Origin of the sequence: Thermogemmatispora carboxidivorans, assembly GCF_000702505.1 — a bacterium.
GTDB classification, from domain to species: Bacteria; Chloroflexota; Ktedonobacteria; order Ktedonobacterales; family Ktedonobacteraceae; genus Thermogemmatispora; species Thermogemmatispora carboxidivorans.
On the sequence record NZ_JNIM01000001.1, the window covers coordinates 4,650,473 to 4,677,450 of the forward strand.

The 26,978-nt window shown below is 60.6% G+C and carries 27 protein-coding genes and 3 pseudogenes; 5 read left to right on the plus strand and 25 right to left on the minus strand.

Translation table 11 applies throughout. The annotated features are described in order from the left end of the window. Positions 1 to 64 precede the first annotated feature (64 nt). The 3 genes from N688_RS18345 to recJ all read left to right on the plus strand — a co-directional run bounded on the left by N688_RS18345 (position 65) and on the right by recJ (position 4,760). On the plus strand, positions 65 to 1,522 hold the full coding sequence (locus N688_RS18345; protein WP_052890637.1) for a peptidylprolyl isomerase: 1,458 nt from the start codon (positions 65 to 67) through the stop codon (positions 1,520 to 1,522). Between the two features lie 172 nt (positions 1,523 to 1,694). Then, positions 1,695 to 2,918, plus strand: coding sequence for a radical SAM family heme chaperone HemW (hemW, locus tag N688_RS18350; protein ID WP_052890638.1), 1,224 nt, complete (start codon positions 1,695 to 1,697; stop codon positions 2,916 to 2,918). Between the two features lie 24 nt (positions 2,919 to 2,942). Beyond that, positions 2,943 to 4,760 (plus strand): single-stranded-DNA-specific exonuclease RecJ, encoded by a 1,818-nt coding sequence (gene recJ / locus N688_RS18355; protein ID WP_052890639.1) that lies wholly within the window; start codon positions 2,943 to 2,945, stop codon positions 4,758 to 4,760. Positions 4,761 to 4,837: 77 nt separating this feature from the next. Here recJ and N688_RS18360 read toward each other — a convergent pair whose 3' ends face one another. Further along, positions 4,838 to 6,091, minus strand: coding sequence for a Glu/Leu/Phe/Val family dehydrogenase (locus tag N688_RS18360; protein ID WP_052890640.1), 1,254 nt, complete (start codon positions 6,089 to 6,091; stop codon positions 4,838 to 4,840). Between the two features lie 527 nt (positions 6,092 to 6,618). Beyond that, positions 6,619 to 8,331 (minus strand): peptide ABC transporter substrate-binding protein, encoded by a 1,713-nt coding sequence (locus tag N688_RS18365; RefSeq protein ID WP_052890641.1) that lies wholly within the window; start codon positions 8,329 to 8,331, stop codon positions 6,619 to 6,621. A gap of 320 nt (positions 8,332 to 8,651) precedes the next feature. On the opposite strand from N688_RS18365, the gene rocF reads away from it, so the two are divergent. Further along, positions 8,652 to 9,545, plus strand: a complete 894-nt coding sequence (gene rocF, locus N688_RS18370) for an arginase (RefSeq protein WP_052890642.1) — start codon at positions 8,652 to 8,654, stop codon at positions 9,543 to 9,545. Positions 9,546 to 9,771: 226 nt separating this feature from the next. Then, entirely contained in the window at positions 9,772 to 10,713 is a 942-nt protein-coding gene (locus tag N688_RS18375; RefSeq protein ID WP_052890643.1) for a branched-chain amino acid transaminase, read from the plus strand. A gap of 336 nt (positions 10,714 to 11,049) precedes the next feature. Here the strand turns inward: N688_RS18375 and rpsI are convergent, their stop codons facing one another. The 23 genes and pseudogenes from rpsI to rplX form a co-directional block, all read right to left on the minus strand. Beyond that, positions 11,050 to 11,424 carry a 30S ribosomal protein S9 gene (gene rpsI, locus N688_RS18380; protein ID WP_052891555.1) on the minus strand — a complete coding sequence of 125 codons (375 nt, stop codon included), beginning with the start codon at positions 11,422 to 11,424 and terminating at the stop codon, positions 11,050 to 11,052. A gap of 138 nt (positions 11,425 to 11,562) precedes the next feature. Continuing rightward, positions 11,563 to 12,054 (minus strand): 50S ribosomal protein L13, encoded by a 492-nt coding sequence (gene rplM, locus N688_RS18385; RefSeq protein ID WP_052890644.1) that lies wholly within the window; start codon positions 12,052 to 12,054, stop codon positions 11,563 to 11,565. 167 nt (positions 12,055 to 12,221) lie between these two features. Next, entirely contained in the window at positions 12,222 to 13,106 is an 885-nt protein-coding gene (gene truA, locus N688_RS18395; protein ID WP_052890646.1) for a tRNA pseudouridine(38-40) synthase TruA, read from the minus strand. A gap of 345 nt (positions 13,107 to 13,451) precedes the next feature. Beyond that, positions 13,452 to 14,078 (minus strand): bL17 family ribosomal protein, encoded by a 627-nt coding sequence (locus N688_RS18400; protein ID WP_202901968.1) that lies wholly within the window; start codon positions 14,076 to 14,078, stop codon positions 13,452 to 13,454. 5 nt (positions 14,079 to 14,083) lie between these two features. Continuing rightward, on the minus strand, positions 14,084 to 15,073 hold the full coding sequence (locus tag N688_RS18405; RefSeq protein WP_052890648.1) for a DNA-directed RNA polymerase subunit alpha: 990 nt from the start codon (positions 15,071 to 15,073) through the stop codon (positions 14,084 to 14,086). Between the two features lie 60 nt (positions 15,074 to 15,133). Further along, the gene (rpsD, locus tag N688_RS18410) at positions 15,134 to 15,763 is read right to left on the minus strand and encodes a 30S ribosomal protein S4 (protein ID WP_052890649.1); all 630 of its coding nucleotides are present in this window, start codon (positions 15,761 to 15,763) and stop codon (positions 15,134 to 15,136) included. Positions 15,764 to 15,804: 41 nt separating this feature from the next. Continuing rightward, a complete protein-coding gene (gene rpsK, locus N688_RS18415; RefSeq protein WP_052890650.1) occupies positions 15,805 to 16,203 on the minus strand; it encodes a 30S ribosomal protein S11 in 399 nt (132 codons plus the stop codon). A gap of 276 nt (positions 16,204 to 16,479) precedes the next feature. Next, complete coding sequence (gene rpsM / locus N688_RS18420) at positions 16,480 to 16,863, minus strand: 30S ribosomal protein S13 (RefSeq protein ID WP_052890651.1); 384 nt, start codon at positions 16,861 to 16,863, stop codon at positions 16,480 to 16,482. Between the two features lie 396 nt (positions 16,864 to 17,259). Continuing rightward, positions 17,260 to 17,376 (minus strand): 50S ribosomal protein L36, encoded by a 117-nt coding sequence (rpmJ, locus tag N688_RS18425; RefSeq protein ID WP_052890652.1) that lies wholly within the window; start codon positions 17,374 to 17,376, stop codon positions 17,260 to 17,262. 568 nt (positions 17,377 to 17,944) lie between these two features. Next, positions 17,945 to 18,166, minus strand: a complete 222-nt coding sequence (gene infA, locus N688_RS18430) for a translation initiation factor IF-1 (RefSeq protein WP_052890653.1) — start codon at positions 18,164 to 18,166, stop codon at positions 17,945 to 17,947. A gap of 807 nt (positions 18,167 to 18,973) precedes the next feature. Further along, positions 18,974 to 19,723: a type I methionyl aminopeptidase gene (gene map, locus N688_RS18435; RefSeq protein WP_052890654.1), complete on the minus strand. Its 750-nt coding sequence runs from the start codon at positions 19,721 to 19,723 to the stop codon at positions 18,974 to 18,976. A gap of 88 nt (positions 19,724 to 19,811) precedes the next feature. After that, the gene (locus tag N688_RS18440; protein WP_052890655.1) at positions 19,812 to 20,483 is read right to left on the minus strand and encodes an adenylate kinase; all 672 of its coding nucleotides are present in this window, start codon (positions 20,481 to 20,483) and stop codon (positions 19,812 to 19,814) included. A gap of 51 nt (positions 20,484 to 20,534) precedes the next feature. After that, entirely contained in the window at positions 20,535 to 21,866 is a 1,332-nt protein-coding gene (gene secY / locus N688_RS18445; protein ID WP_052890656.1) for a preprotein translocase subunit SecY, read from the minus strand. A 266-nt stretch (positions 21,867 to 22,132) separates the two neighbouring features. Further along, on the minus strand, positions 22,133 to 22,669 hold the full coding sequence (gene rplO, locus N688_RS18450; RefSeq protein WP_052890657.1) for a 50S ribosomal protein L15: 537 nt from the start codon (positions 22,667 to 22,669) through the stop codon (positions 22,133 to 22,135). Beyond that, entirely contained in the window at positions 22,666 to 22,851 is a 186-nt protein-coding gene (rpmD, locus tag N688_RS18455; protein ID WP_052890658.1) for a 50S ribosomal protein L30, read from the minus strand. The genes rplO and rpmD overlap by 4 nt, the downstream gene beginning before the upstream one ends. 359 nt (positions 22,852 to 23,210) lie before the next feature. Continuing rightward, positions 23,211 to 23,708, minus strand: a pseudogene (rpsE, locus tag N688_RS18460) (30S ribosomal protein S5); the annotation flags it as partial. A 33-nt stretch (positions 23,709 to 23,741) separates the two neighbouring features. After that, positions 23,742 to 23,897, minus strand: a pseudogene (locus tag N688_RS24065) (50S ribosomal protein L18); the annotation flags it as partial. Between the two features lie 231 nt (positions 23,898 to 24,128). Further along, a pseudogene (locus N688_RS18470) lies at positions 24,129 to 24,371 on the minus strand (50S ribosomal protein L18); the annotation flags it as partial. A 192-nt stretch (positions 24,372 to 24,563) separates the two neighbouring features. Next, the gene (rplF, locus tag N688_RS18475; RefSeq protein ID WP_052890660.1) at positions 24,564 to 25,148 is read right to left on the minus strand and encodes a 50S ribosomal protein L6; all 585 of its coding nucleotides are present in this window, start codon (positions 25,146 to 25,148) and stop codon (positions 24,564 to 24,566) included. 15 nt (positions 25,149 to 25,163) lie between these two features. Then, the gene (gene rpsH, locus N688_RS18480; protein ID WP_052890661.1) at positions 25,164 to 25,559 is read right to left on the minus strand and encodes a 30S ribosomal protein S8; all 396 of its coding nucleotides are present in this window, start codon (positions 25,557 to 25,559) and stop codon (positions 25,164 to 25,166) included. 266 nt (positions 25,560 to 25,825) lie between these two features. Then, complete coding sequence (locus tag N688_RS18485) at positions 25,826 to 26,011, minus strand: type Z 30S ribosomal protein S14 (RefSeq protein ID WP_052890662.1); 186 nt, start codon at positions 26,009 to 26,011, stop codon at positions 25,826 to 25,828. Positions 26,012 to 26,016: 5 nt separating this feature from the next. Beyond that, positions 26,017 to 26,559 (minus strand): 50S ribosomal protein L5, encoded by a 543-nt coding sequence (gene rplE / locus N688_RS18490; protein WP_052890663.1) that lies wholly within the window; start codon positions 26,557 to 26,559, stop codon positions 26,017 to 26,019. 5 nt (positions 26,560 to 26,564) lie between these two features. Beyond that, entirely contained in the window at positions 26,565 to 26,963 is a 399-nt protein-coding gene (gene rplX, locus N688_RS18495) for a 50S ribosomal protein L24 (protein WP_420341007.1), read from the minus strand. Positions 26,964 to 26,978: the final 15 nt, after the last annotated feature.

Sequence of the window (26,978 nt, forward strand, 5' to 3'; positions counted from 1 at the left end):
GCGTTCCTGTGTATCATGGAGCCATGAGCAGCCATTGCTGAAGGCAGGAAAGGGTTCTTCCAGTATGACAAGTCAAACAGCGCGTGAACCCCAAAACCAGCGGTCAACGCGAGCAAGCCGCCCGGAGAAGGCCAAGTCCAGGCGCTATGTCCGCCAGACTGCCCTTGTGGCGGCCCGACGAGATGGCAAACCCCTGATCTTCGGCTGGGGCAGCCACCTCTCTCAGAGCGAGAAAAATCGTATCCGCGTTCGGGCTACCTGGGCTTTCACGATCCTTATCTTGCTCACCATCGTCGGCGTTCTCATCGGTTTCTGGATCAACATCAACGTGATCGTGCCAGGCTTGCCGATTACCTCGGTCAATGGCCATGACATCCCCCAGTCCGAGTACCACAAGCTGGTGGTCCTCCAAACACAGCTGGAGATCAATAAGCTCTACGGACCAAATGGCCTCTTTGCCCAGCGCACGAAGCTCGAAAAGGAAGTCGCCCAGCAACAGCAGGCGATGAATAACGCTTCAAAGAAGATCGACGACCTCAATAAGCAGCTCAGTAAGTTACCCGCTGGCTCCAGTCCCCAGCGCACACAGCTGACCAAGGAGCTGAACCAGGCCAAGCAGGCTTACGCGAACGCTCAGTCCCAACACGATAAGCTGCAATCCCAGTTGAACGATCTGACCCAGAATACCATTCCTTTCGAGCAGCAAGGTCCTTTCACTCAGTCCCAGATCGGTAACGATAGCGCGACCTGGCTTCAGGATGATGAGCTGATCCGCGAGTGGCTTCAGACACAGCCCGCCTCGGTCCGCGCCCGCATCGAGCCGACCGCCGCCCAGATCGAGCGCGCGCTCAACGATCTGAAGGCCAATATGCCGAAATCAGGCCAGTACGCGCGCAGCTATCAGCAGATGCTCTCTCAGGACAGCGTCACCGATGCCGATATGCATGAGATGATGGCTTTGAAGCTGCGTCGCGACAATATGCAGAATTATCTGGCTTCGCAGATTAAGTCGCCCACATACCAGGTGCTGGCCCGTAGCATCACGCTCAGTACTAAGGCCGATGCCCAGAAGATCCTGGATCAGCTGAAAAAGGGCGCCGATTTCGCTACCCTGGCCCGCCAGAAGTCAGTCGATACGACGACTAATACGAAGGGCGGTTACCTCGGCTGGCTGGCTCGCGGCCAGTATGCCCACCAGGAGGGTCAAGCCTACGTCGATAACTGGCTCTTCGACCCCGCCCGAACAGTCAATGAGATCAGCCCCATCATTACGGAGAACGGCACTTACCATATCGTGCAGATCCTGGGGATCGATCCTTCCCGCACCCTGGATAAGAGCACCCTTCAGACTCTGAAGGATAACGCTCTCTCTAACTGGTCTCTTGAGATCCGGGCCTTGCCAACGACCCATATCACACCCGCCGATCAGAACCGGCTCTTTGATCCAATCAATATGCCGACTGAGCTGCCTGTAAGCGGTCCTTCCCAAAACAGCGGCGGCTTGACGGCACCGAGCCAGTAGTCCCCTCAAAGGCTGGATCATGCTCAGGGAGCTGGCCGGCTCCGGCCTATCCAGATCAACAGAGCTAAGGCCGGCAGCTCCCTTCCATTCCTTCTCTCCATGCCGGAGAGGAGCGTGGCAGCGCGAGGACTATTCTGGCCCGGTCTTTTCTCTCTCAGGTAGGCAGGAAAGTATGTCAACTTCTCTCTGCAGCGCTCCAGATACGGTGCTCTTCGATGAACCGCTCTCTTCTTTGCTAGAGAGTGTTTCCCTTTACTTACATGTCCCTTTCTGCCATACGCGCTGCTACTATTGCGATTTCAATACCTATGCGGGTCTCCTGTCGCTTCGCGAGCCATATGTGCGCGCCTTGCTGACCGAGATTGAGCTGGCGGGGGAGATGGCTCGCCCAGTCGCAGGTGGTCCACGCCGCGCCCGAACTATCTACTTCGGCGGTGGCACCCCTAGTCTCTTGAGCGCTGAGCAGATTCGCCGGCTGCTCGCTGCCTGCCGGACAGCTTTCGCCGTTGATCCAGAGGCAGAAATCTCGCTGGAGGCCAATCCAGGCACACTTTCCGGCGGTCATTTGCAGGCTCTGCGCGCCGCAGGGGTGAATCGTCTGAGCCTGGGGGCGCAGAGCTTTGAGCCTCACCTGCTGAAGCTGCTTGGACGCACCCACTCTCCCGAGGATGTGATGCAGGCCGTACGGGCAGCACGCTCCGCCGGCTTCGCTTCGCTGAATCTCGATTTGATGTTCGGTCTGCCTGAGCAGACGATGGCTCACTGGCGCGAGACCCTGCTGCGGGCGCTGGAACTGGAACCCGATCATCTCTCGCTCTATTCGTTGATTGTGGAGGAGGGAACGCCTTTCTTTACCTGGGTGGAGGAGGGGCGGCTGGTTCCTGCCGATGAGGATCTCTGCGCCGAGATGTACGAGTATGCTGACGCGCTGCTTCAGGAAGCGGGCTACCTCAACTACGAGATTTCGAACTGGGCTCGTCCCGGTCACGAGTGCCGACACAATCTGACGTATTGGCTCAATCTCCCTTACCTGGGCCTGGGCGCCGGCGCCCATTCTTGCTTTGGCGGACGCCGTTTTTCGAATGTGCGCGAGCCACGCCAGTATATGCGCCTCCTCGCCTCCCGTCAGCGCCCCGAGGCGGAGGGCGAAACGCTCTCCTTTCAGGAGCAGATGGCCGAAACAGCTATTTTGGCCCTGCGCACCGCTCGTGGTCTCCATCTGCCTTCTTTTCGCGAGCGCTTCGGCCTGGACTTCTGGCAGTTTGCCGGGCCGCGCCTGCGCTATGTCTCTGAGGCCGGGCTGTTGGAGTGCGATGAAACCTGGCTACGCCTGAGCAACCGCGGGCGCTTGCTGGGCAACGAGGTCTTTCTGTGCCTGCTTCCCGACAAAGATTAGGAGAGAGCGGAGAAGGATATACCTGTGGAGTCGGAGAGAGTATCGCGCCTGAGCTGGCGTGTCTGTGAGCTGTTAAGTACCAGTCAGTTCCGTCGCTTCCGGGCGGCGGGCATCGAGCCCCTGCATGCCCAATTGCTGTACAACCGGGGTCTGCGCACGCCAGAAGAGATGAAGGCTTTTCTGGAGGCACGTTACGAGCAGACGCCTGACCCTCTGACGCTGATCGACCTTCCGCGCGCTCTGGAGCGCATTCGCCGCGCGCTGCTGGCTGGCGAGCACATCACGGTCTATGGCGATTTCGACGCCGATGGGGTGACTGCCACCGCGCTCTTGATGCGGGCCTTGCGTCGGCTGAAGCCTGCTGAAGCCCCCCTCGACTACTATATTCCATCGCGGATCGATGAGGGCTGCGGCCTCAATGTTGGCGCTCTCGACTGGCTCAAGCGCCAGGGGACCTCGTTGATCATTACGACCGATTGCGCCAGCTCCGACCTGGCTCAGGTGCGCTATGCCCACGAGGTCCTCGGCATCGATGTGATTATTACCGATCATCATCGCCCCCCGGATGAGCTGCCAGCAGCCTATGCCCTGGTGAACCCCTGGCGTCCTGACTCGACGTATCCCGAACGTGTACTTTGTGGGGTTGGAGTGGCCTTTAAGTTGGTGCAGGCACTCTACCGCTCCTTTGGCCTGCCACGCGAAGAGGAGATGGCTCTGCTCGATCTGGTGGCCATAGGTACGATCGCCGACGTGGCCGAGCTGCTCGGCGAGAATCATACGCTGGTACGACTGGGTCTGGAGCGTCTCAATCAGACGAGGAGTCCGGGCTTGCTGGCGCTGATGAAAAGCGCCGGGCTGCAACCTGGCCAGGTCCGCGAGCGCGATGTTGCCTTTGTCCTGGGGCCACGCCTCAACGCCGCTGGGCGTATGGAAGATGCCCGCCTGGCCTGCGAACTGCTGATGACGGACGATCCGGCTGAGGCTCAGACCTATGCCGCCCACCTGGAGCACCTTAATCACCTGCGCCAGGCTCAGACCGAGGAGTTGATGAATCTGGCGCGCGAGGAGGCAGCGCGCCGCCCGGATGACGCTGTGGTGCTGGTCAGCGGCGACAACTGGCCCGAAGGAATCATTGGTCTGGTCGCCAGCAAGCTGGCCGAGGAGATTCGCCGCCCTGTGCTGGTCCTAAGTCGCGGCAAGGACTTCAGCCGCGGCTCGGCCAGAAGTCGCGAGGGTTTCAATATGATTGCAGCCTTGCGCGGCTGCGCCCATCTCTTTGAGCGCTACGGCGGTCATGCTCAGGCCGCTGGCTTTACTATCGCCAACCACTCTGTGGAAGCCCTCCACCAGCATCTGTTGAACTGGCACGACAGCCAGAGCAACGGCAGCGGCCCGGAGTCGGCCTTGATGCCGAGCGAGACCAGCGCCTCGCTCGCTGCGCAGGAGAGCACGTCCCAGCCCCCTGCCAATACTCTCATGGTCGATCTGGTGCTGCGCCGTCCCGAATATTTCCAGTACCAAACCTATAGCCGCATCCGCCAGCTCGCTCCCTTTGGAGCCGCCAATCCTGAGCCGGTCTTCAAAGCCGAGAAGATGCGCCTGCTGAACTACTGGAGCAGCGGACCGGCAGGACGCAACTTGCGCTTGCGCCTCGGCATCGGCAAGGTGCAGGTTATGGGGACCTTCGTGCGCGGAGCCGCCTACATGAGCACCCTCAGCGGCGCCTCCCACGTCGACGTGATTTTCCGTATTGAGCCGGCCTGGAGCCCCCAGGAGGGCGAGAGCACGCGCGAGATCACGCTCAAGATTCTGGCAATCGCACCCTCGCCCTCATCAGCCTGAGCCGCGAGGAGCGAGCGAAAGCACTCGCTCGCTCGTTGGTCAGCCTGCAAAAAAAGCCGGCCTCCGCTCCGGCCCGATCAGGGATAGATGCCACGGACCTCGGTGGCCTCGGCAACACGCGCTACCGCCAACAGGTACGCCCCCATACGCAGGCTGGTGCGCTGACGTTCGGCCCGCTCTTTGACTGCCTGGAACGATCGCACCATGATGCGCTCCAGGCGCTGATTGATTTCGTCCTCCGACCAGAAGAAGCGCTGCAAGTCCTGGACCCATTCGAAATAGCTGACCGTCACTCCACCAGCATTGGCCAGGATGTCGGGCACTATCGTGATACCTCGATCCTGAAAGATGCGGTCGGCCTCGGGCGTCGTCGGGCCATTGGCGGCTTCAATGATCAGGCGCGCTTTGACCCGCGGCGCGTTCTGGGCCGTCAGTTGATTTTCCAGGGCAGCCGGGATCAGCACATCGCAGGGCAGTTCCAGCAGTTCTTGATTGGTCACCTGCTCACTGTCGGGGAGACCGCGCAGGCCACCATGTTCCTGCGAGTAGCGTAGCGCGCGCATGACATCGATGCCGTTGGGATTATAGACGCCGCCGCTGATGTCGCTCAGACCGACAATTTTGCAGCCGAGAGACTGCAGCAGGCGGGCCGAATTGCCTCCCACGTTGCCAAAGCCCTGGATGACCACCCTGGCCCCTTCTACCTGCATACCCAGACTCAGCAGGGCCTCGCACGTCACAACCTGCACGCCGCGCGCCGTCGCTTCCAGGCGCCCCTCGCTGCCACCGATCGAGAGCGGCTTTCCCGTAACAACCTCGGGAACCGAATAGCCGCGATGCATGGAATAGGTATCCATGATCCAGGCCATAATCTGGGGATTCGTGTTCATGTCGGGGGCCGGAATATCGCTGTTGGGGCCAATCAGAATGGAGATTTCGGTTGCATAGCGCCTGGTGAGCCGCTCGAGCTCGTTGCGCGAGAGCTTATGAGGATCACAGACGACTCCCCCCTTGGCTCCCCCAAAGGGGATGCCCACCACCGCACATTTCCAGGTCATCCACATGGCTAAAGCTCTCACTTCATCCAGGGAGACCTCGGGGCTGAAGCGAATGCCGCCTTTCGCCGGACCACGATTGATATTGTGCTGCACACGGTAGCCGGTGAACATCTGCACGTCACCGTTATCCATGCGCACAGGAAAATTGACGATGAGTTCTCGTTTGGGCTTGCGCAGAATGGCCCGCATGGCCTGCGAGAGGCCAAGCAGCTCGGCTGCTTCGTCAAACTGAGCAACCGCTACTTCATAAGGGTTGAGGATGTCAACAGCCATTGAGTTTAGAACCTCCTCTGAAATGCGCCTGACCCGGAGAGAGACCACAGATCAGCAGCTAGCCCGCCTATGCTGTCTATCTTCCTTCCCTCCATCTCAGCAATCTACTTCATCCAGGCCAGGCCCGTATGCCTCGCTGCATACGAACAAATGGGACATGCACAGGATGGAAGCGCCATCGCTTCCTACCCCCCAGCAGTGGGAGAACAAGAGGTTCTCCAAAGGGAGTCAGGACAAGATCGACGCGGGCCGACTCGGAACTCAGACCGACCTCCATCGATAAATCCTTGCAGCTCGCCGGGGCCTCGACAGCCCTCGACTGTCCCTCGACTGCCACACAAGAATGCCCGCCGAGGGCGGCGGGCAGCACGATTGGCGGGCGATGCGCCCTACTTGCATTCAAGCGTATAAGCACGATGATGAACGTTGTGGCTTTATTATACCATCGCAGCGTGGCAGCCTTCAAGACGCTGATAGCCACGACGGCCTTGGCTCAGGCGCCGGAACGACCGCCTGAAGCTCCTTACTTAATGCTGGAGCAGGTAGACAGCCGACCAATCGCCGAAGTAGAGGCCCAGGCCGTTGAGCGTCAGGCCGTGCAGCCAGGGAGGAATGACTGCCGCCAGGGCCTGATGATCCAGCGGCAGCCACCCCACATCTTCGATTGCCACACGCTCCGCCTCATTGTAGGTGCGCAAACGCGCTTCCCCGCTCTCCTTCTCAGCCTGCGCCACCAGGCGATCAAACTGCGGATTGCTCCACTCCCCGTTATTATTGGGGGAGCCGCTGGTGAGGTTCAGGGTCAGCCAGTCGTAGGGATCGGGAAAATCCGCGGTCCACTGAATAAAACCCATCTGCACCAGGTGCTTCGATAACTCATCGTTGTAGGTCGTCAGGTCCATGCCCTGAAGCCTGACCTGGAGACCGAGGGCGCTCTGCCACATCTGCTGCAAGGCCGCAGCCTCACTCTGCGAGACCTGCGACGAGGGGTAGGTGAAGACCACAGGCGGCATCGTACGGATATCGGGATAAACCGACTGCAGCAGACGGCGCGCTTCGGCCCGATCATAGGGAAGGCCGGCGTAATTGGCCTGGTAACCGGGCATGCCAGGGGGAATAATGGTATTGGCCGGCAGCACCGCATCTTTAAAGATAGCGTGCGCCAGCGTCTTCTTATCAATGGCATAGGCAAAAGCCTGCCTTACCGCGGTCTTATCGAAAGGCGGCTTGTGTGTATAGAAAAAGAGTAGATCGGTCTGCAGCAGCGAGCGCTGCACAAAGCCCGGCATCTGGCGAGCACGCCCCAGCTCGTCAGGAGGAATATTCCAGATAAAGCTGTACTGGCGCGCCTCATAAGCCTTAAAGGCCGTCGCAGGATCGCTCACAAAGAGCATATCGACCTCGCGCAGCCGCGGCTTCGGGCCGTAGTAGTGGGGATTGGGCACCAGGACCATCTTGACATTATGCTGCCAGCTCTTGACCATGAAAGGACCCGTACCAACAGCATTGCCCGCCGCCTGACTCGTCCAGTTGGCCTGACCATATTTTTGCACCAGGACCGCATTCAACGGATCAAAGAGCGGATTGGTCAGGACCTCCAAAAAGAAGGGCGTAGGCTGGGTCAAGGTGATCTGCAGTGTCTGGTTATCCAGCGCTCGGACCCCGCTCAGCGTCCGGCTCTTGCCGGCGGCCACTTCTGCCGCTCCCACGATAAAGCCCTCAAAGAAGGAGGCGATCGGCGACTTGACTTCCGGCAGGAGCTGCCGCGTCAGCGTAAAGACATAGGTCTGCGCGGTAATCGGTGTCCCATCGGAGAAGGTAATGCCAGGTTTAAGGTGAAAGGTGTAGACCCGTTGATCCGGCGAGACCTGCCAGGTCGCCTGATCGGGCACAACGCTTAAATCGGCGGTTGTCCGAACCAGACCACTGTAGAGCATGCTGACGGCCAGTGCCGAATTGGCGTCCGGCCCCTGCGCCGGGTCAAGGGTACTGATGTCTTTGGTGCCCACATTCGGGAAAACCAGCACCTGCTGCCCTGCGGCCAGCGGCTGCTGACTGCTGGAGGATGGCGAGGAGCCGCCACCGCAGGCAGCCAAGAGCGCCAGCGCCCAGAGCAGAGCGCCCAGCCCGAAGCGCTTCAGCCAGAAGCAGAAAGCCAACCTCCCTGTCGGCAGCCGGGTTGGTGCCGCCACCTCTCCCTGACAGCGGCCAGCATGGAAATATCGCAACCAGCGAGACACGACAAAACGCCTCCTTCCTCGCCGCAAGAAAGGTCGAACCTTCCTTTCTGCTGCTCTCGTTAGCAACCCCAGTCCACCACCGTGCAAACCTGACGGACAGAGGTAATAAGCGCCAGGTCAGGTGCCTCTATTGTATAGCGCCCCTCGCTCCGGCGACAAGGCACACGGAACAAGCCGGCTCCGCTCGCGGGCAGAGCAATGGCTCCCCTCAGTCCGCACTGGTGGGAGCAATTGGCTGATGGACAAGGACCTGCTCCAGGACTATAATGGAAAGGAGAAGATCACACTGTTCAACGGCGAACAGGAGGGTAAGCGAACAGATGCAGATTCGTGTGATTGGCGTGCCGATGGATCTGGGGGCAGATCGACGCGGCGTGGATATCGGGGTGAGTGCTATCCGCTATGCCGGCCTTCACGAGAAACTCCGTGCACTTGGCCACAGCGTTAAAGACATTGGTAATCTGCACGTCCCCCTTCCTGAAAATCAGCCAGCCGGCGATCCACACGTCAAATACCTGGAACCGATTATGCAGGTGGCCGAAGAGCTAGCAGCAGCCGTCGGCGAGGCGCTGCAAGCGGGCGATCTGCCGCTCGTTCTGGGAGGAGACCACAGCATCGCCCTTGGCTCTATTACGGGCGTTTCTGGCTTCTACAGCGACATCGGCGTGATTTGGATCGATGCCCACGGCGACTTCAATACGCCGGAGACGACGCCTTCGGGCAATATTCACGGCATGGTGCTGGCCGCCCTGGCCGGCCTGGGTCACGAGCGCCTTGTCCGTCTGGCTGGCCGCGTTCCCAAGGTCAACCCGAACAACATCGCCATTGTTGGTGTGCGCGACCTTGATCCGGGTGAGCGCGAACTGCTGCGCGCCAATCGCATCCATGTCTTTACGATGACCGACATCGATCGCCGCGGCATCTCAGCCATCATGGAAGAGGCCATTGCCGTGGCCGGAACCAAGGGCAGACGTATCCATTTGAGCCTCGATCTGGATGCGCTCGATCCCAGCGAAGCGCCCGGCGTAGGAACTCCGGTGCGCGGTGGCCTCAGCTACCGTGAGGCCCATCTCTCAATGGAGCTGCTTGCCGCCTGCGGCCAGCTCTGCTCTATCGACGTGGTCGAGGTCAACCCGATCCTGGACCGCGAGAACGCCACCGCCTCGCTCGCCGTCGGGCTGGTGCTCTCTGCTCTGGGGAAGACCATTCTCTAGCCAGCCCTGGCCAACCAGCAAGCAACCTGCAGGCGCTTCGGTCTGGTCTGCTCCGCTCTCCCGAATCGGGCCAGCTCAGTGCAGCCAGCAGCCCGTCGCGCAAACCGATCTGCACCACGTCGAGTCGGGCTGAGCAGGCACAGCAGGTCACAAGAAAACTCAACAAGAGCCTATTCTGCAGAAGGAGGGAAGGCAGAGAGCAACGGAGCTTTCTGCCACAACAGCGATGGAAGCCCAGGAACTCTTCATGAACGGTGAGTTCGTCCCTGTCGAGCGCGGGGTGATCTCTGTACGCACGCATGGCTTTGCCTACGGCACTGGCTGCTTCGAGGGTATCCGCGGCTACTGGAATGAACAGGATCAGCAGCTCTATCTCTTCCGGGCCCGCGAACACTACGAGCGCCTGCTGCGCTCTTGCAAAACGCTGCAAATCAGCCTGCCCTATACCGTCGAGCAGCTGCTGGAGATCACAGTCGAGCTGGTACGGCGCAACAACCAGCGTCAGGACATCTACATCCGGCCCGTCGCCTATAAGAGCGATCAAACGATCGGCGTTCGTCTGCACGGCATTAGCGATAGCTTTCTGATTACGACGGAGCCGTTTGGGGACTACGTAGCCACCACAGGCCTGCGCTGCTGCGTCTCGAGTTGGCGGCGGATCGACGACAACGCCATTCCCGCGCGCGCCAAAGTCTGTGGTGCTTACGTCAACTCAGCGCTGGCCAAAAGCGAAGCTCTGCAGCATGGCTATGACGAGGCCATCATGCTCACTCACGAGGGCCACGTCTCCGAAGGCAGCGCAGAAAACATCTTTCTGGTGCTCAACGGCGAACTGGTCACGCCGGCCCCCACCGAAAACATCCTGTTGGGGATCACCCGCGACACCGTGATGGAGCTGGCTCGTCGCGAGCTAGGACGCATCACCCGCGAGCGTAGCATCGATCGCACTGAGCTATACAATGCCGAAGAGATCTTCCTCTGCGGCACGGGCGCGCAGATCGCCCCCGTCATCGAGGTAGATCACCGTCCTGTCGGCAACGGCCAGATTGGTCCCATCAGCAAAGCGCTTCAGGACCTCTACTTCACGGTCGTGCGCGGCCAGCGTCCGGAGTATCGGGCACGCTGGTGCACCCCCGTTTACAGCAGCGTCCCCGCCAGTGCCAGCTAGGGCCGGCCAGGATCGGCCAGGGTCACCCTGCCTCTCGCCCTCTCTGGCGAGCGCGCGCCATGCCACCTGCTTTGCCCTCCCGCCCTCTGGCCAGCCAGGCCAGCAACCGGCGGATCAGACCAACATACAAAAAAACAGGTGCGGGTCAGTCATCTTCCCCACGCCTGTTTTTTTGTATGAGCAGGTCTTCAGCCTACCAGCAGCCAGGCGAGCCAGTGCTCGTGCACTCGTGTTTCCGTCGTTGGGCCTCAGCCCATGCCGTCCACCTGCTCCAGACAACCAACGAACGCAGATGGACAGAGCTGGCGCAGCCACCCAGCAGGCCCGGAGCCGGGCTTAACGCTTGGTGTACTGTGGTGCCTTACGAGCACGCTTCAGACCTGGCTTCTTGCGCTCCTTCATGCGCGGATCGCGTGTCAAGAAGCCAGCTTTACGCAAAGTATTCTTCCAATCGGGATTGACGCGCAGCAAAGCCCGCGCCAGAGCATGGCGCATAGCGCCAGCCTGGCCAGTCATCCCACCACCAAGCACACGTACAGAGATATCATAAGCGCTGGTCAGATCCAGCAGGCGGAGCGGCGCCAGGGCGATCGCGACAACCGATTCACGGTTGCCAAAGTAATGCTGAAACTCGCGCCCATTGACAATAATTCTACCGCTCCCATTGGGATAAAGACGCACGCGGGCCACAGAGGTCTTGCGCCGTCCCATCCCGTAGTAGTACTCTCCTTTAGGCAGCTCCAGTTTGGTGCTTTCAGCCAAGGTCTCTACTCCTCTCCCTTCCTTCTCTCAATCACGATCGATAGGTAAGGTCAGCAGGTAAGAACGAGAAGAAGCGCCAGCTTCTCCTTACTTTTCGCCAGAGGCCGGCGACTGCTCCGAGAGATACTCGTCCTGCAGCGCCTGGGGTCCTCGCCAGGGAATAGGCTTTTGGGCCTGGTGCGGATGGGTTGGGCCAGCATAGACCTTCAGCCGCCGCATCAACTGGTTGCCCAGGCTATTGTGCATCACCATACCGCGCACTGCGTGAATCAAAGCGCGCTCAGGGTGAGGTCCCTCCAGCACCTGACGGAGCGTCTGCAGCTTCACGCCCCCAGGATATTGGGTATGGCGAAAGTAGACCTTCTTATCGAGGCGTCCGCGCGTCACGGCGATCTTATCGGCATTGATCACGATCACATAATCGCCGCAGGGCATATGCGGAGTAAACGTCGGCTTATGCTTACCGCGCAGAATAGTGGCAATCTGCGACGCCAGCCGGCCCAGCACCTGCCCCTCGGCATCGATCACATACCATCTCGGGTGCAGGTCAGCAGCCCTGGCGCTATAGGTCTTTCTCATAGGTCACATCTCCCAAAAAGCAATCTTGCTTGCTTGCTCGCTCACACAGCCTCACAACGAGGAGCAGCGGAGGGCCGGCCAGGCGAGGCTCCCCTTCCTCAGCCGTCCATTGTGGCGCTCCTCGCTTGCCACCCAGCCCGGCAAGGAGCAGGTGAGCCGAGTCTGGATCAGGCTGCTGGGCCTTCATCACTCTCAGGCGTGGGGGCCGCGTCCACGCCAACCAGTGTGGGCCAGACAGCAGAAACCAGCGTCTCCGTGGTCGCCGGCGGCTCCGGCAGGTTCAGCTCTGGGGGATAGGAGACCCCCACCAGGCAGAGCCCACGCGCCGGGACTGCCGTCCCCGGATGGGAACGGTCGGCACGCTGGACAATCGCAGCAAACTCCTCGACACTGAGCCGCCCCTGACCGACCAGCAGGAGTGTTCCCACCATGCGGCGCACCATGCCAGTCAGAAAAGCATTCGCCGTAAAGTTACAAAAGATGCAGGTGCCGTAGCGAAGGCAGGAGGCCGCCAGCATGGTACGGACACAGTGGTGTGGGCCAGCCTCATCGGGATGGGAAGCATCCTCGGGGCTATGCCCAAAGGCCCCAAAATCCTTCGTCCCCAGCAGACACTTGCAGGCCTCAGCCATGAGATCGACCGCCAGCGGCTGAGAGCGATGGTACGTGAAGCGAGCCAGGAGCGCCGTCGGAATCGCATCATTCCAAATCGTATAACGATAAGAGCGACTGAGAGCGCTGAAGCGAGCATGGAAGCGCTCCGGTACCTCACGTGCCCAGCGCACGACCACTGTTGGTGGCAAGGTTGCATTCAAGGCCCGCAGCCAGACCTCGGGAGCGAGCCGGGCCGTCGTGCGGAAGTTAATCACCTGGCCCGAGGCGTGGACGCCCGCATCAGTGCGCCCGGCGCCGTGCACCACGACTCGCTCACCGGCAATACGCGCGATCGCCGTCTCCAGTACCCCCTGAATCGTGGGACCATGAGCTTCAGGCTGGCGCTGGAAGCCATGATAGTCCGTGCCATCGTACTCAATGCCACAGGCAATATTCATGCGACCTCGTCTATCCGCCTACCGTCTCATCGCCTACGCGCAGGCAACCCCATCCACGCCATCAGCCAGTCTGCCCGGCGCGCGCCACCCTTCACCACCTGCTGCGTATGGCCCGTCCTGTCCCAATCAACAAAGGAAGGCTGCCAGGACGAAGCGAGCCACAAGCGAGCCAGCGAGCAGTAGCCAGCCCTGGCGCACCTGATTGCTTCACGCATCAGCAGGCCCATCCGGGTGGGGGGGGCTCAGCCGTTCGCTGAGCAGCCGAGACAAGGCCAGAGCCGCCGAGGGAAGAGAGAAACCAGCAGGCAGGCGAGACGCCTCCGTGAGTCCTCCCACGGGCCCCCCTCAGACCAGAGCGATCTGAGCGACTTCGGCGGCATCCCCCTTGCGCTGTCCCAGCTTTGTAATGCGCGTATAGCCACCGGGGCGGCCTATATAGCGCGGCACTAGCTCATCGAAAAGACGGCGCACCACCAGCTCATCGGGCAGATGGCTCAGCACATAACGGCGGGCCCGCAGCTCAATCACCAGGGCCTCATAAGCGGCGCGTAAAGCTTGCTCCGCCTCCTCCTCCTTGGGAATAATGCGCAAGAGCTCCGTCCGGCGCTCCTTCAGCTTATTCTCCAAGAACTTGCGGCCCTGCTCCGTCAGCGGGGGCATCCCCATAGCCGCGCGCTCCTCGTTCGTCGCCACCTCATCATGGAGAGAGAAGCGGCCCCGACGCGCGAAAGCCAGCAGCTTGGCCGCCTTCTCCTCATCGGAAACCACCTGTGCCAGATGGCGCTGAGCCGCAACGCGGCCCTCGACGGCAACCGCGATCAGCCGCTCAACCTCGCCGCGAATCGCGCGAGCGCGGGCCAGGGTAGTATTGACCCGATCGTAGCGGAGCAAACCCGCCATCAGGCTACGGCGGACAGCGCGACGGCGGTGCTCCGGCATTCCCAGCTTATTACCGGCAACACGATGCCTCAACTTAACTAACCCTCCCTTTCGTGATCGCCGTTCATCTCGGCCCCGACCGTGCTGGCGCGCAGATTCGTCGGGAGGAAGTTGCGCGCGATCAAGCGATCACGCAACTCCTGCAGGCTCTTCTCGCCAAAGTTACGCACGCCCAGCAGATCTTCCTCATTCATTGAGAGGATCTGGCCGACCTTCGTAATATTGCTGCGCTTCAAGCAGTTATAAGCACGCACCGAGAGATCAAGCTCCTCGATGGGCGTATCGTAGATCTTCTGAGGAATCGGCAGACTGCTCAGCGGCGGCTTCTCCTGCTCGGTCGTCAGGGTCGTATGATAATTGGCGAGCTGCGAGAAGAGACGCACCAGGATATCGGCCCCCTGGCGTAGAGCCTCCTCGGGCGTAATCGTGCCATCGGTCCAGATCTCCAGGACCACCTTTTCATAGTTGGTCATCTGGCCGACGCGCGTATGCTCCACGGTGAAATTCACCTTCTCAACGGGGGAGTAGATGGCATCGACCGGGATGACGCCGATCGGCTGGTCTTCCTTAGAATCGGCGGGAACGTAGCCACGCCCAGTCTCGACCACCATCTCCATATCGAGGCGCGCATTCTCGTTATCCAGCGTCGCAATGTAGAGATCCGGGTTGACAATCTCTACCGTGCTGGGCGCTGTGATGTCCGCCGCCGTCACCACGCGCTCCCCGGAGGCGTTCAGGTGCATCGTCACCGGGTGATCCGAGAAGCAGCGCAAGCGCAGCTTCTTGACGTTGAGCACGATATCCGTCACGTCTTCCATGACGTTAGGAATATCCTGAAACTCGTGCTGCACCCCCTCGATGCGGATCGACGTCACCGCAGCGCCCGGCAACGACGAGAGGAGCACACGCCGCAGGGCGTTGCCAACCGTGACGCCGTACCCCGCCTCCAGCGGCTCGATGTCGAAGCACCCGTAATTACCCTGGGTTTTCGTATTCCTGATGCGCGAAGGCAGAGTGATGTCTTGCAAGGTTCTAACCTGCCTTTCTTGTACTACCACCGCCTACAACAGCTTTGCTTTGCTTTTCGACTAACGAACCTGATAATACTCAACCACCATTTGCTCTTCAAAAGGCAGTTCGAGGTCGGTGCGCGACGGCAGCGAGAGCACGCGCCCGCTCATGTTCGCGATGTCCAGATTGAGCCAGCCCGGCACAGCTTTCTGAGACAGCTGGAGCGCGCGCGTCTTAAAGTACTCCAGGCTCTTGCTGTGCTCACGCACCCTGATCACATCCCCGGGCTTAGCCACGAACGAGGGAATATCCGTCTTGCGGCCATTGACCTCAAAATGGCCATGCGAGACCAGCTGACGCGCCTGCGCCCGCGAATCGGCAAAGCCCAGGCGGTAGACCAGATTATCCAGGCGCATCTCCAGAATCTGGAGCAGATTTTCACCCGTGCGGCCTTGACGGCGCAGCGCCTCATTATAGTGACGGCGGAACTGGCGCTCCAGCACGCCGTAGGTGCGGCGAATCTTCTGCTTCTCGCGCAGCTGTGCTCCATAGCCCGAAAGCTTGCGCTGGCGGCTGCCGCCATGCTGACCGGGTCGGGTGTTGCGCCGCTCCAGTGTACAATTCGTCAGGCACTTCTCGCCCTTTAGAAACAGCTTGACCCCCTCACGTCTGCACAGCTTGCAAACAGGGCCTGTATAGCGTGCCATCTTTAGCTCATCCTCCTCACACGTCCAATCGCACAGCGCACCTACACACGACGCCTCTTCGGCGGTCGGCAGCCATTGTGCGGAATCGGCGTGACATCAGTGATCGAAACAACGTTGAGACCAGCAGCCTGCAGCGAGCGGATCGCCGCCTCGCGGCCAGAGCCTGGCCCCTTGACATAGACCTCGACCTGGCGCATGCCATGCTCCATCGCTTTGCGAGCCGCGGCCTCTGCCGCAACCTGGGCCGCGTAGGGAGTGCTCTTACGCGATCCCTTGAAGCCCTGCGAGCCGGCACTGCTCCAGGCAACGACATTCCCATTCGGGTCGGTCATGGTGACTATCGTATTATTAAAGGTCGCCTGAATGTGCGCCTGGCCACGCGGCACCGATTTCCGTTCACGCTTGCGCGGCTTACCCGCCTGCTTCTTTTTCTCGGCCATGTTTTCTTTCTCTCTACCTCCGGTGAGTCGGTCTGCTTGTTTTAGTGAGAATGACCTGCAACTCTATCCTCTGATCCAGGCATGCTCGCCTGCTAAGCGCTTGAGCGAAGCGTTTGCAATAGACCGCGTGCAGCTCAGTTCCTCTCTGCTGCCTCCCCTGCACTCTGCTCGCCGGCCTGCCAGCGCCACCGTGAGGGCCGGAGCTGGCACCAGGCAGGGCAGAGCAATCGCCGGGCGAGGAAGAGCAGGAAGGAGCTGCCTTTGAGGGAGCCATGCCTACTTCTTGGCTGTAGCCTTCTTCTTGCCGGCCACCGTCTTCCGCGGTCCGCGGCGAGTACGCGCATTCGTTCGGGTTCGCTGGCCACGCACCGGCAGGTTGCGGCGATGGCGCTGGCCGCGATAGCAGCCGATCTCAATCAGGCGCTTGATATTCTGCTCGACCTCGCGGCGCAGATCGCCCTCGACCTTGTATTCGCGGTCAACCACCTCGCGAATACGGTTGACCTCGTCCTCGGTCAGATCCTTGACCCGCTTGGACGGATTGACGCGGGTCTTCTCCAGGATCTGCCGGCTGGTCGTAGGGCCGATCCCATAGATGTAGCGCAGCGAGATCTCGACTGGTTTCTCGCGTGGGATATCGACTCCGGCAATTCTAGCCATCTTCTCCTCCAGATCAGACAGGCCGGGGCCTTTGGCCTGGCCTCTGCCCCGCCTTTCTTCTCCTCGCCTGAGCTTTTCTGTTCACACCGTCGCTTTTGACAGATAGTTCGTGCGTGCGATCGCTCTGCTGGTCTGGTGATCACCACTGGCGGTGAACTCCACGTAGAGCTTGCTTCACCGCCTCCCCAGACCTTGCCTCTCGCAAGAGGCCACACGGACAAACGAACAAAGATAAGTGTAAGGCAAACACAGGCTACAGAGCGGCGCTCGCTGTTGGGCCGGCTGGCCTCAGCCAGCAATTGTCATTTGCCCGCTCAGCTCAGTCCGGCAGCCAGACCGCCACAGGGCCTGTCGGCTACCATTGCCGCTACGGCTCAGCCCGTACCCGAGCACACTCTAGCCCTGACGCTGCTTATGCTTCGGGTTCTTGGTACAAATCACGATCACCACGCGATTGCGGCGAATGATCTTGCAGTGCTCGCAGCGTGGTTTCACCGAGGCGCGTACCTTCACGGCTCCCTCCTTCCTTCCTTCGTTTCTGCTCTTGACTTCGCCAGTATCAATAGATATTGCGTTGCATCGAAGCGCTTGCCTGAAGCATCCAGTTACGTCGAGCCAAGCGAGAGAAGCGGAGCGCAGCAGCGCAGAGTCAGACCAGGCCGGCCCGACTAACGCAGGCCATCGAAGACGAAAGGGCGGGTGCCGACGCGACGCGACGCAGGCGCTGGCTCTTGCTCTCGCTCCACTGGCTGGATCAGTCGCCAGCCCGGCTTCGCCCGGTTTCACCCTGCCCCCCTCACCCGATGTGGAAGCCAGAGCGCGGGAGCCATCCCTGACGGTGCAGAAGCTGCACAGACGAATCTGAGCTGTGACATGGGAGCGAGGCGCCGGAGCCAACGTTCTGCGGGCCGGGCCGAACCACTCTCGTGTGGACTCAGGCCCAATGCTGTCTGCTCTCTGTCTGCTCTCTGCTAATGCTGAACAGCTCGCTTGCCTTGCCGTAGTAGGAAGCGGCGCAACAACAAGGCCGGTCTTGCTTTCTCTGCCTCTGCGGCTGCGGCGATCCAGGGAGCCGCTTCGGTCAGGGCTTGACGCGCCAGGTGATGCGGCCCCGTGTCAGGTCATAGGGCGAGAGCACCACCTTGACCCGGTCGCCGGGGACGATGCGCACGAAATTCATGCGGATGCGTCCCGACAGCGTCGCCAGAACCTGATGGTTCTCGTCGATCTTGACCCTGAACATCGCATTTGGGAGGGCTTCGGTCACCTCGCCCTCCACCTCGATCTCATCCTTTTTCGGCATAGCACCCTTTCGTCGTCACCTGTTGCAGTGGCTCATCGAAGCGTTCCAACAGCAGGTTGTACACAAACGATCCACTCCACTCCCTCCACCCACCTCAGCCAGGTCCACCCACTCATCTACTCTACGCTGCCGCCGTCTTCTCCTCCCCTTCCCCGCTTCCTGCTGGCGTTGGCTAGCTCGTTGGCTGACCGGCGGATACGGATTCGATTCCCCATACGAGGCTACCGGGCCGTTCTGCCTTGCCCGTCCGGGCAGGCAGACAGGTGACCCACTCCTGCACTACGCCGCATATGAGGAAACAAGGCGAGTTCGTTCTCTATGAGAAGGTCGTTTGTCCCTACGACTTGTGTGCTTTTCCAGAGTGGCAAAAAGCAGCAGGGAAGACTGCTGCGACCAACTGCGAATTATAGCACAAACCTTTGGGAAAGTCGAGGGGCAGACCCTCTTTCTACCACAACTGGATGCCTTGTTCCTCTGCTGAAGCAGCCAGTCGCCACCGTGCCGAAGCACCTGACGCATCGTTCACCCGTTTGCAGGCTGCTCCTGCCCGCGAGCCAGTCAGTCAATCAGTCAGCCAGTCAGTCAGTCAATCAGTCAGCCAACAAACAAACAAGCAGGCAAGCAAGTAGCTTCTTGGTGGCCTTCTTGAGCCTGCCCGTACCCTGGAGCCTGGCGCAGGAGAGGCTCACCAGGCCAAGCCAAGCCAAGCCAAGCCAGACCAGGCCAGAGAGGTCCACGTGGTAAGAGGCCTGCTCGCGCCGGTCCTGTCCGTCTCGCCATGCACGTCTGCCTTCTCCTGGCTAGTTGTCAGAGTGTCAGGATCTCAGCATCGCCTTCCGTGATGGCGACAGTATGCTCGAAATGGGCGGAGTAGCTATGATCAGCCGTAACCACGGTCCAGCGATCGGCGAGGACGCGCGTCTCCTTTCCACCCATATTGACCATCGGCTCGATGGCCAGCACCATTCCGGGCCGCAGGGCAGGATTGGGCAGCCCAGGCTCGACATAGTTTAGCACCTGGGGATCTTCATGCATACTGCGACCAACCCCGTGGCCGCCGTACTGACGCACCAGGGAGAAGCCGGCGCTCTCCACGAATTGCTGAATAGCGCGGCTAATATCCAACAGGCGATTGCCGGCCCGAGCCGCTGCAATGCCGCGATAGAGGGCATCCTCGGTCACCTTGAGCAGGCGCTTCAGCTCGGGGCTAATCTCTCCCACTCCGACTGTGACCGCGGCATCGGCATGCCAGCCCTGATAATGAGCGGCGAGGTCGATGCTGATCACATCGCCTTCCTGGAGCACGCGCTTGCCCGGGATACCATGCACCACCTCATCGTTGACCGACGTACAGAGGTGACCAGGGTAGCCGTGGTAGCCAAGCGAGCTTGATTTTGCCCCATAGCGCTGCAGGGCCTCCGCCGCCAGGCGGTCCAGGTCAGCGGTGGTGATACCGGGGCGGACCGCGCTGCGCAGCTCAGCCAGAACGGCGGCCACAATTCGCCCTGTCTCGCGAATGCGCTCGCGCTCTTCCTTTGATTTTAGGATAATCGCCACTATCAACTCTCCTCATGGGTGGCCGGGCTGGGGCGAGCCAGAGCGTGCACCGCCAGCCCTCCGGGCCTGCCTGCTGCGGGCTGACGGATCAGGCCGACCCATGCTGACCTTGTTCATAGCCTTTGATGGTCGAGAGCAACTCTTGATGAACCTCGTCAATGCTCTGATTGCCATTGACTTTGACCAGCTTCCCCTGTGCCAGGTAGTAGTCGAGCAGGCGAATGGTCTCATGAAAGAAGATATCCAGTCGCCGCTCGACCGCTTCGCCGACATCGTCGGAGCGCTGGTAGAGTTCGCTTCCATCGATATCGCAGACACCCGGAACCTTAGGTGGCTTGCTATAGATGTTGTAGACATGCTGGCGGGCGCGACAAATGTAGCGACCCGACAGCCGCCGCACTAATTCCTCCCGTGGCACCTCCAGATAAACGGTCAGATCGACCTGCCTCTGAACGGCCTGCAGCCTTTTATCCAGAGCCTCCGCCTGGGGAATGGTTCGCGGGAAGCCATCCAGCAAGGCCCCCCTGGCACAATCGGGACGGGCCAGTCGACCCATGATCATGGCGATCGTCAGCTCGTCAGGGACCAACTCGCCGCGATCCAGATAGTCTTTGGCTTTCAGGCCCAGCTCACTGCCTTCAGCGACTTCCTTACGAAACAGATCTCCGCTGGCTACATGCGGAATCCCAAGTTCCTCAGAGAGCGCTTTCGCCTGGGTCCCTTTGCCCGACCCTTGAGCGCCAATGAGAATGATCAGCACCGTTTCTCCTCCGATGGAAGCGGACGAGGCGCACCATCGCGCCTCGCCGACCTACGACAGGAAACCCGAGTAATTGCGCATGACAACTTGTGCTTCAAGCTGTCTGATGGTATCCAGCGCCACTGCCACGACGACCAGCAGGGCGGTCGAGCTGAGCATCTGGGTTCTGGCCAGATAGGGCAGGACCGCCAGAATGCCCAGGAAGAGAGCGCCGCCAAGTGTTATCCGCCTCAGCAGCGTTTTCAAGTAGATCCGCGTCTGCTCGCCCGGGCGATAGCCAGGAATGTGAGCCCCCTGCTTCTGCAGATTCTCAGCAATATTCTGCTGTTCCCAGACCAGATCGGCGTAGAAGTAGGTGAACCCGACCACCAGCAAAAAGTAGAATAGCCAGTACCAGGGCAGCGTTGTATTGAGCAAGGTACTGCTGAGCCAACTCGCCGCCGTCGTGAGCCAGCTGGCATTGCTGCTGGCCAGGTACTGGGAGATCACGGTTGGGAAGAGCAAGACCGAGTTGGCAAAGATCAGCGGGATCATGCCGGCGCTATTGACCATCATGGGAATATAGGTGGTCTGCGCCGAGCCGACCAGCATCCCCCGTCCCACGATGCGCTTGGTAGGATACTGAATCGGAATACGTCGCTGTCCCAGGTAGATATAGACGATGCCGGCAATGGTGACCACTGTGATGAGGCCCAGCACGACCAGATTGAGAATGCTGCTACTCGTGCCGCCTGTGGTGGTGCTGGAAAGGTAGCCCTGCTGCACCAGGGTGGGCAGACGGGTCACAATGTTGCCCAGGATGATAATGGAGATGCCATTGCCGACGCCATACTCCGTGATGAGCTCGCCAAACCAGACCAGGATCATCGTTCCCGTGGTCAGCGAGAGCAGAATGGCCAGCGTCTGCAGCCAGTTAGGGCCAAAGAGGTTGAAGGTGCTGGCGTCGAGAACGCCCACCCTCACAAAGATGGCCGCGCTACCCAGCGCCTGGAGAAAAGCCAGAGGGACCGTGATGATGCGCGTAATCTGGCTGAACTTGAGCCGTCCGGCCTCACCCTCTTCCATGAGACGGTGGAGAGCCGGAATGATCGGCGCGAGCAGCTGCATCACGATGGTCGCCGTGACGTAGGGGTAGACGCTCATGGCGATGATCGAGTAGGTCTGGAGCGATCCCCCTGAAAAAATGTCCAGAAGGCCGAGTAACTGGCCCAGATTCTGATTTTGACCGTTCGTGAAGAGGCTGGCCAGCGTTTGCTCCTGCTGGTGGGTCAACGGCACAGTGATGTGCGCTAGGAGCCGCATGAGCAGCAGGATGACTAGCGTAAAGATAATTTTCTTGCGCAGGTCGGGAATAGACCAGACACTGAGCAGCCGTCCTAACATGGATGGCTCCTTTCACAACAGGCGTCGCGCGGATAAGCAGCCTCCAGGCTCGGGGCCAGAGCCTGGGGTCCTTCCCTTCCCGGCCAATAGGAGCAGTAGCTCTGGCCGCGCTGATGGTTGGTCACTGCCCTCATCATGCTCCTCAGAGATCGATTCGATCGCCTGGCTGGTTGCTGCTCACCGCGTCAGACCAGGCTGGCCGGCCAGCGCTCTGGCTGACCCGCCGCCTGGGGAACAGGAAAGGCAGGCCCAGGCGGGCGATATGCTCAGGCCTGGGCCTGTGCGCCTTGGGCCAGCTTCCCTTGATCTTTGCGGCGCTTCGTCTTCTCGTAGACCTTGACCGGGATCACTTCGATACTGCCCCCGGCGGCCTCGATCTTGGCACGCGCGCTTTCTGAAAACTTGTGGGCCCGGACCGTCAGCGGGCGATGCAGCTCGCCGTCGCCCAGAATCTTGACCAGGCCGCGGCTCTCAGTTGACGAGAGCAGGTGCTTCTCGGCCAGCGTCTCTGGCGTCACCTGAGCCCCTGGCTCAAAGAAGCGCTCCAGGCTCTCGATGTTGACAACGGCGTATTCCTTTCGGAAGGGAGCGTTGCTATTGCCAATGCCCCGCAGGAAAGGCAGACGCTGCGACAGCGGCGTCTGACCTCCGCCAAAGGCCTGGCTGACCTTCCCGCCGGTGCGCGCCTTCTGACCCTTGGTACCGCGGCCCGCGGTCTTACCGCGTCCCGAGCCATGTCCTCGCCCAACTCGTTTCGACCGCTTATGCGAGCCAGGAGCTGGTCGCAGATCCGACAGTTTCATGAGGCTATCTCCTCCACCTTGACCAGGTGTCTCACCTTCTGAATCATTCCGCGAGTCGTGGGCGTATCCTCGCGCACCACTTCCTGCTGGAGCTTGCGCAGTCCAAGCGAACGGATAGTCTCGCGCTGATCCTGCGCGTAGCCAATCGTACTCTTCACCCACTTGATACGCAGCTTTGCCATAACAGTCTCTCTCCTCAACACTCCGGCGTTCATCCTGCTCTGCTCAGCACCGCTCTGCCGCCGACCCCAGTCTGCAGGGCCAGGGAGGGCCACCTCACCAGCCTCAGCGCTACCAATCGAGCAAGCCAGGTCAGGCTCGAGCGAGCGGCGAGGCTGAGCAGAAGCAAACGAACGAGCGAGCAAGTGAGTGGGGTCTAGCGACGGCGTTCCCCACGGCGTTCCCCGCGCTCGGCGCGCTCGCGGGCAGCCCGGCGGAGGGCACGCTGCTCGCGCGCCTCCTCTTCGCGGGCGGCACGCAGGGCCGCTGCCTGTTCGGCAGCGCTGGCCGCAGCCGCCGCCAGGCGTTCCGCACGGCGCCGTCCCAGGAGCTCGACGACGGTCTTTCCACGCAGGGCCGCCACTTCCTCGGGCGAGCGCAGCTCCTTGAGGGCCTCAATGCAGGCGCCAACGGTATTGGCGCGGTTGGAGCTGCCAATCACCTTCGTGAGGATATCGCGAATGCCAGCCAGCTCCACTACGGCGCGCACCGCTGCCCCAGCGATGACCCCGGTACCGGGTGCGGCGGGCTTGAGCATCACCTGCGAGGCCCCGAAGGTCGTCCTGACCATGAAGGGGATGGTGGTGCCGGTCAATGGAACCTGAATCAGATGCTTTTTGGCATCCTCAGCGGCCTTGCGAATCGCTTCGGTATACTCGGCGGCCTTCCCCATGCCATAGCCAACGTGGCCATTGCGGTCCCCAACTACCACGAGCGCCCGGATACTGAAACGGCGCCCGCCCTTAACGACCTTGGAGACGCGGGTGACTTCGACCACGATCTCTTCCAGGTTCAGCTTCGACGCATCTATTCTCGGCATGTTCCTCCTCGTGCTCGTGCCTACCTACCTGACCTAGAACTGTAGGCCGCCTTCACGCGCCCCTTCGGCGAGGGCGGCTACGCGCCCGTGATAGGCGTAGCCTCCACGATCAAAGACGACCTTCTCGATCCCCTTCTCTTTCGCGCGCTGCGCGAGCAACTTGCCAACCTCACGCGCAACAGCGACTTTGCGATTATAGGCAATAGCGGCCAGGGCCTCGACGGGCGTTTTCTTCTCGCCTTTTTGAGCGCTGGGCAGAACGGTCTTGACCTGAGTCGGCGGGCGGCCCCGCTGCTGCTGACCACCTTTGCCACCACGGGCCGGCTGCGTCTGAGCCTGGGCCCGCGCCGCCCGAGCAGCCTTGCGCGAAGGAGCTGCCTCCGCCGCGCTCTCAACGACTACCTCCTCCTCCGCAACGGCTTCCACCTGCTGGGAAGCCGCCGACTCAGGAGGCAGCGCCGGCTGGAAATCGCGCAACGCTGACTCCAACGAGGAGGCCGCTACAAGTGTCTGACCCAAGGTATCATCGATAATCTGGGCATAGATATGACGAGCACTGCGGAACACATTCAAGCGTGGCCGTTCCGCTGTGCCCTCGACTCGGCGACGTATCCGCTGGTGCCGACGCAGCCGCGCCTTGTTCGCATTGAAGGTCTTGATCATGAGAACGTGCCCCTGTTCTTCTATAAGAGTAATAAAGAAAGATGAACCGACGCTGCAAGGGACGTGATCGGCACTACGTCCCTCCTCGTCGCAGCCGTGCTTGTGCCAGCACGAGCGAAGCCCGGCAAACCGGCCCGCCTGGCTGGCAGATCAGCCGGCGGCAAGGCCGACCAGCTTTCCAGCCAGCGCCCCTTACTTCTTCTTCCCGCCAGCCTTGCCCGTCTTGCCGGCCTTACCAGCCTTGCGCCGGATCTCTTCGCCAGCATAACGGATGCCCTTGCCCTTGTACGGCTCCGGCTCGCGAATGCGGCGAATGATGGCCGCCATTTCGCCCACCTTCTGCTTATCGATCCCGACCACGCTGATCTTGGTGGCCTTGGTCACGGAGTCAACCCCATCGACCGTGAAGGAGATGCCTGGCGGCGGAGGCACCTCAATCGGGTGGGAATAGCCCACCATGATCACCAGGTTGTCGCCCACCTTCGTGGCGCGGTAGCCAGTGCCGTGAATCTCCAGCTGCTTGCTGTAACCCTGAGTCACACCGACCACCATATTGTTGATCAGCGTGCGATAGAGGCCATGCTGAGAACGATGCAGCTTGTTATCGGACTGGCGCGCCACCTTAAGCGTGCCATTCTCCAGGGCCAGCGAGAGGGACGAGGGGATCTTGAGAGACAGCTCGCCCTTGGGGCCTTTCACAGTGACCAGATTCTCCTCGTTCCAGCTGACTTCGACCTTCGGCGGGATCGGGATCGGCATACGCCCTATACGCGACACGTGTCTACCTCCCGTCTACCAGACGTGACAGATAACCTCGCCCCCAAGACCGAGCTGATAGGCTTTGCGTCCCGTCATCACGCCCTTGGGAGTGGACAGAATGGCAACCCCCAGCCCACCCCGCACCAGGGGAATATCCTTGCGCCTGGTGTAGACACGCCGTCCAGGCTTACTCACACGCTCCAGCTGGGTCAACACCGGCTTCTTATCGACATAGCGCAAGGTGATCCGGATCGTCCCCTGGGGATTATCCTTGATCACTTCGATATCCTTAATGTAGCCCTCTTCCTTGAGCACACGCGCAATGGCCAACTTCATCTTGGAGGCCGGAATCGAGACCCGCGTGTGCCGCGCGATGATCGCATTGCGGATGCGGGTGAGCATATCCGCGATGGGATCGGTCATGTTCATAGTACAACACCTCCACGATCATGAAAGAACGAGCGTTCGTCGATCAGTGCCACTCTCACCCAGTTCGTTCACGCATTTCTTCGTTCGTGCGTTCGGTCGTTCGTTCGTTCGACTAGCTAGCCCAACAGCTTCGGACAGGCGCTTTGCTCGTGTGCTGGCTGGAGCCATGCGGCCCAGTAGCTCGCCCGCCCCGCTGCAGGCAGTTCGCATGCCCGCTCGTGCGCTCGCTCGCTCTTTCACGCTGCCAACCTGGGCGATAGCTGAACCTACCAGCTTGATTTCGTCACACCGGGCAGCTCACCACGCAAGGCCCGCTCACGGAAACAGATGCGACACAGGCCGAACTTGCGCATGTAGGCACGCGGGCGACCGCAGACCCGACAGCGGTTGTGCTTGCGCACCTTAAAGCGGGGCTTGCGTTGAGCCTTGACGATCATCGAGATCTTGGCCATCGATCCTACCTCCTGAAGGGCATCCCGAGCAGGCTGAGCAGGCGCCGCCCTTCCTCATCGGTGCGTGCCGTGGTCACAATACTGACCTCCATGCCCCGGACCTTATCGATCTTGTCATAGTCAATCTCGGGAAAGACGAGCTGCTCACGCAAGCCTAGCGTATAGTTGCCACGCCCGTCGAAGGAATCAGGAGAAACTCCCTGGAAGTCGCGCAGACGCGGCAGAGCGACATTCATCAGCTTATCAAGAAAGTAGTACATGCGCTCGCCCCGCAGCGTCACCATGCAGCCGATCTGCATGCCCTTGCGCACCTTAAACGAGGCTACCGAGCGCCGCGCATGGGTAATGACCGGGCGCTGACCAGTGATGAGCGAAAGGTCGTTCACCGCCGCTTCCATCGCCTTGGCGTTCTGAATGGCCTCGCCCATCCCAATATTAATGACCACTTTGTGGATGCGCGGCACCTGCATCGGATTCCTATAATTGAATTCCTTCTGCAGGGCCGGTGCCACCTCCTTGAGATACCTCTCCTTCAAGCGTGCTGCCATAATCTCTACGCACTCCTCGTCCGATCAGCAATGACCTTGCCACATTTCTTGCAGATACGCACCGGGCGGAGCTTCTGATCCGCCCCCATCGGACGACGCTCGTGGGCTACACGCGTTGGCTGACCGCACTCTGTGCAGACCAGCATCGTGTTAGAGACATGGATGGGCAGGGCTTTCTCGATAATCCCCCCCTGACGCAGCTGTCCTTGCGGCTTCTGATGCCGCTTCACAAGGTTGACTCCCTCGACAATGACCTTGTTGCGCTGCGGCAGTGCCCTGACCACCGTCCCCTGCTTGCCCCGGTCTTTGCCCGCGATGACCAGCACGGTGTCGCCCTTCTTGATGTTCATTTTGGCCCGGTGCAGAGGCCGCTTCTCTTCCTTCGCTTTCGTCTTGACAGCCATCGTCTCTACCTTCTT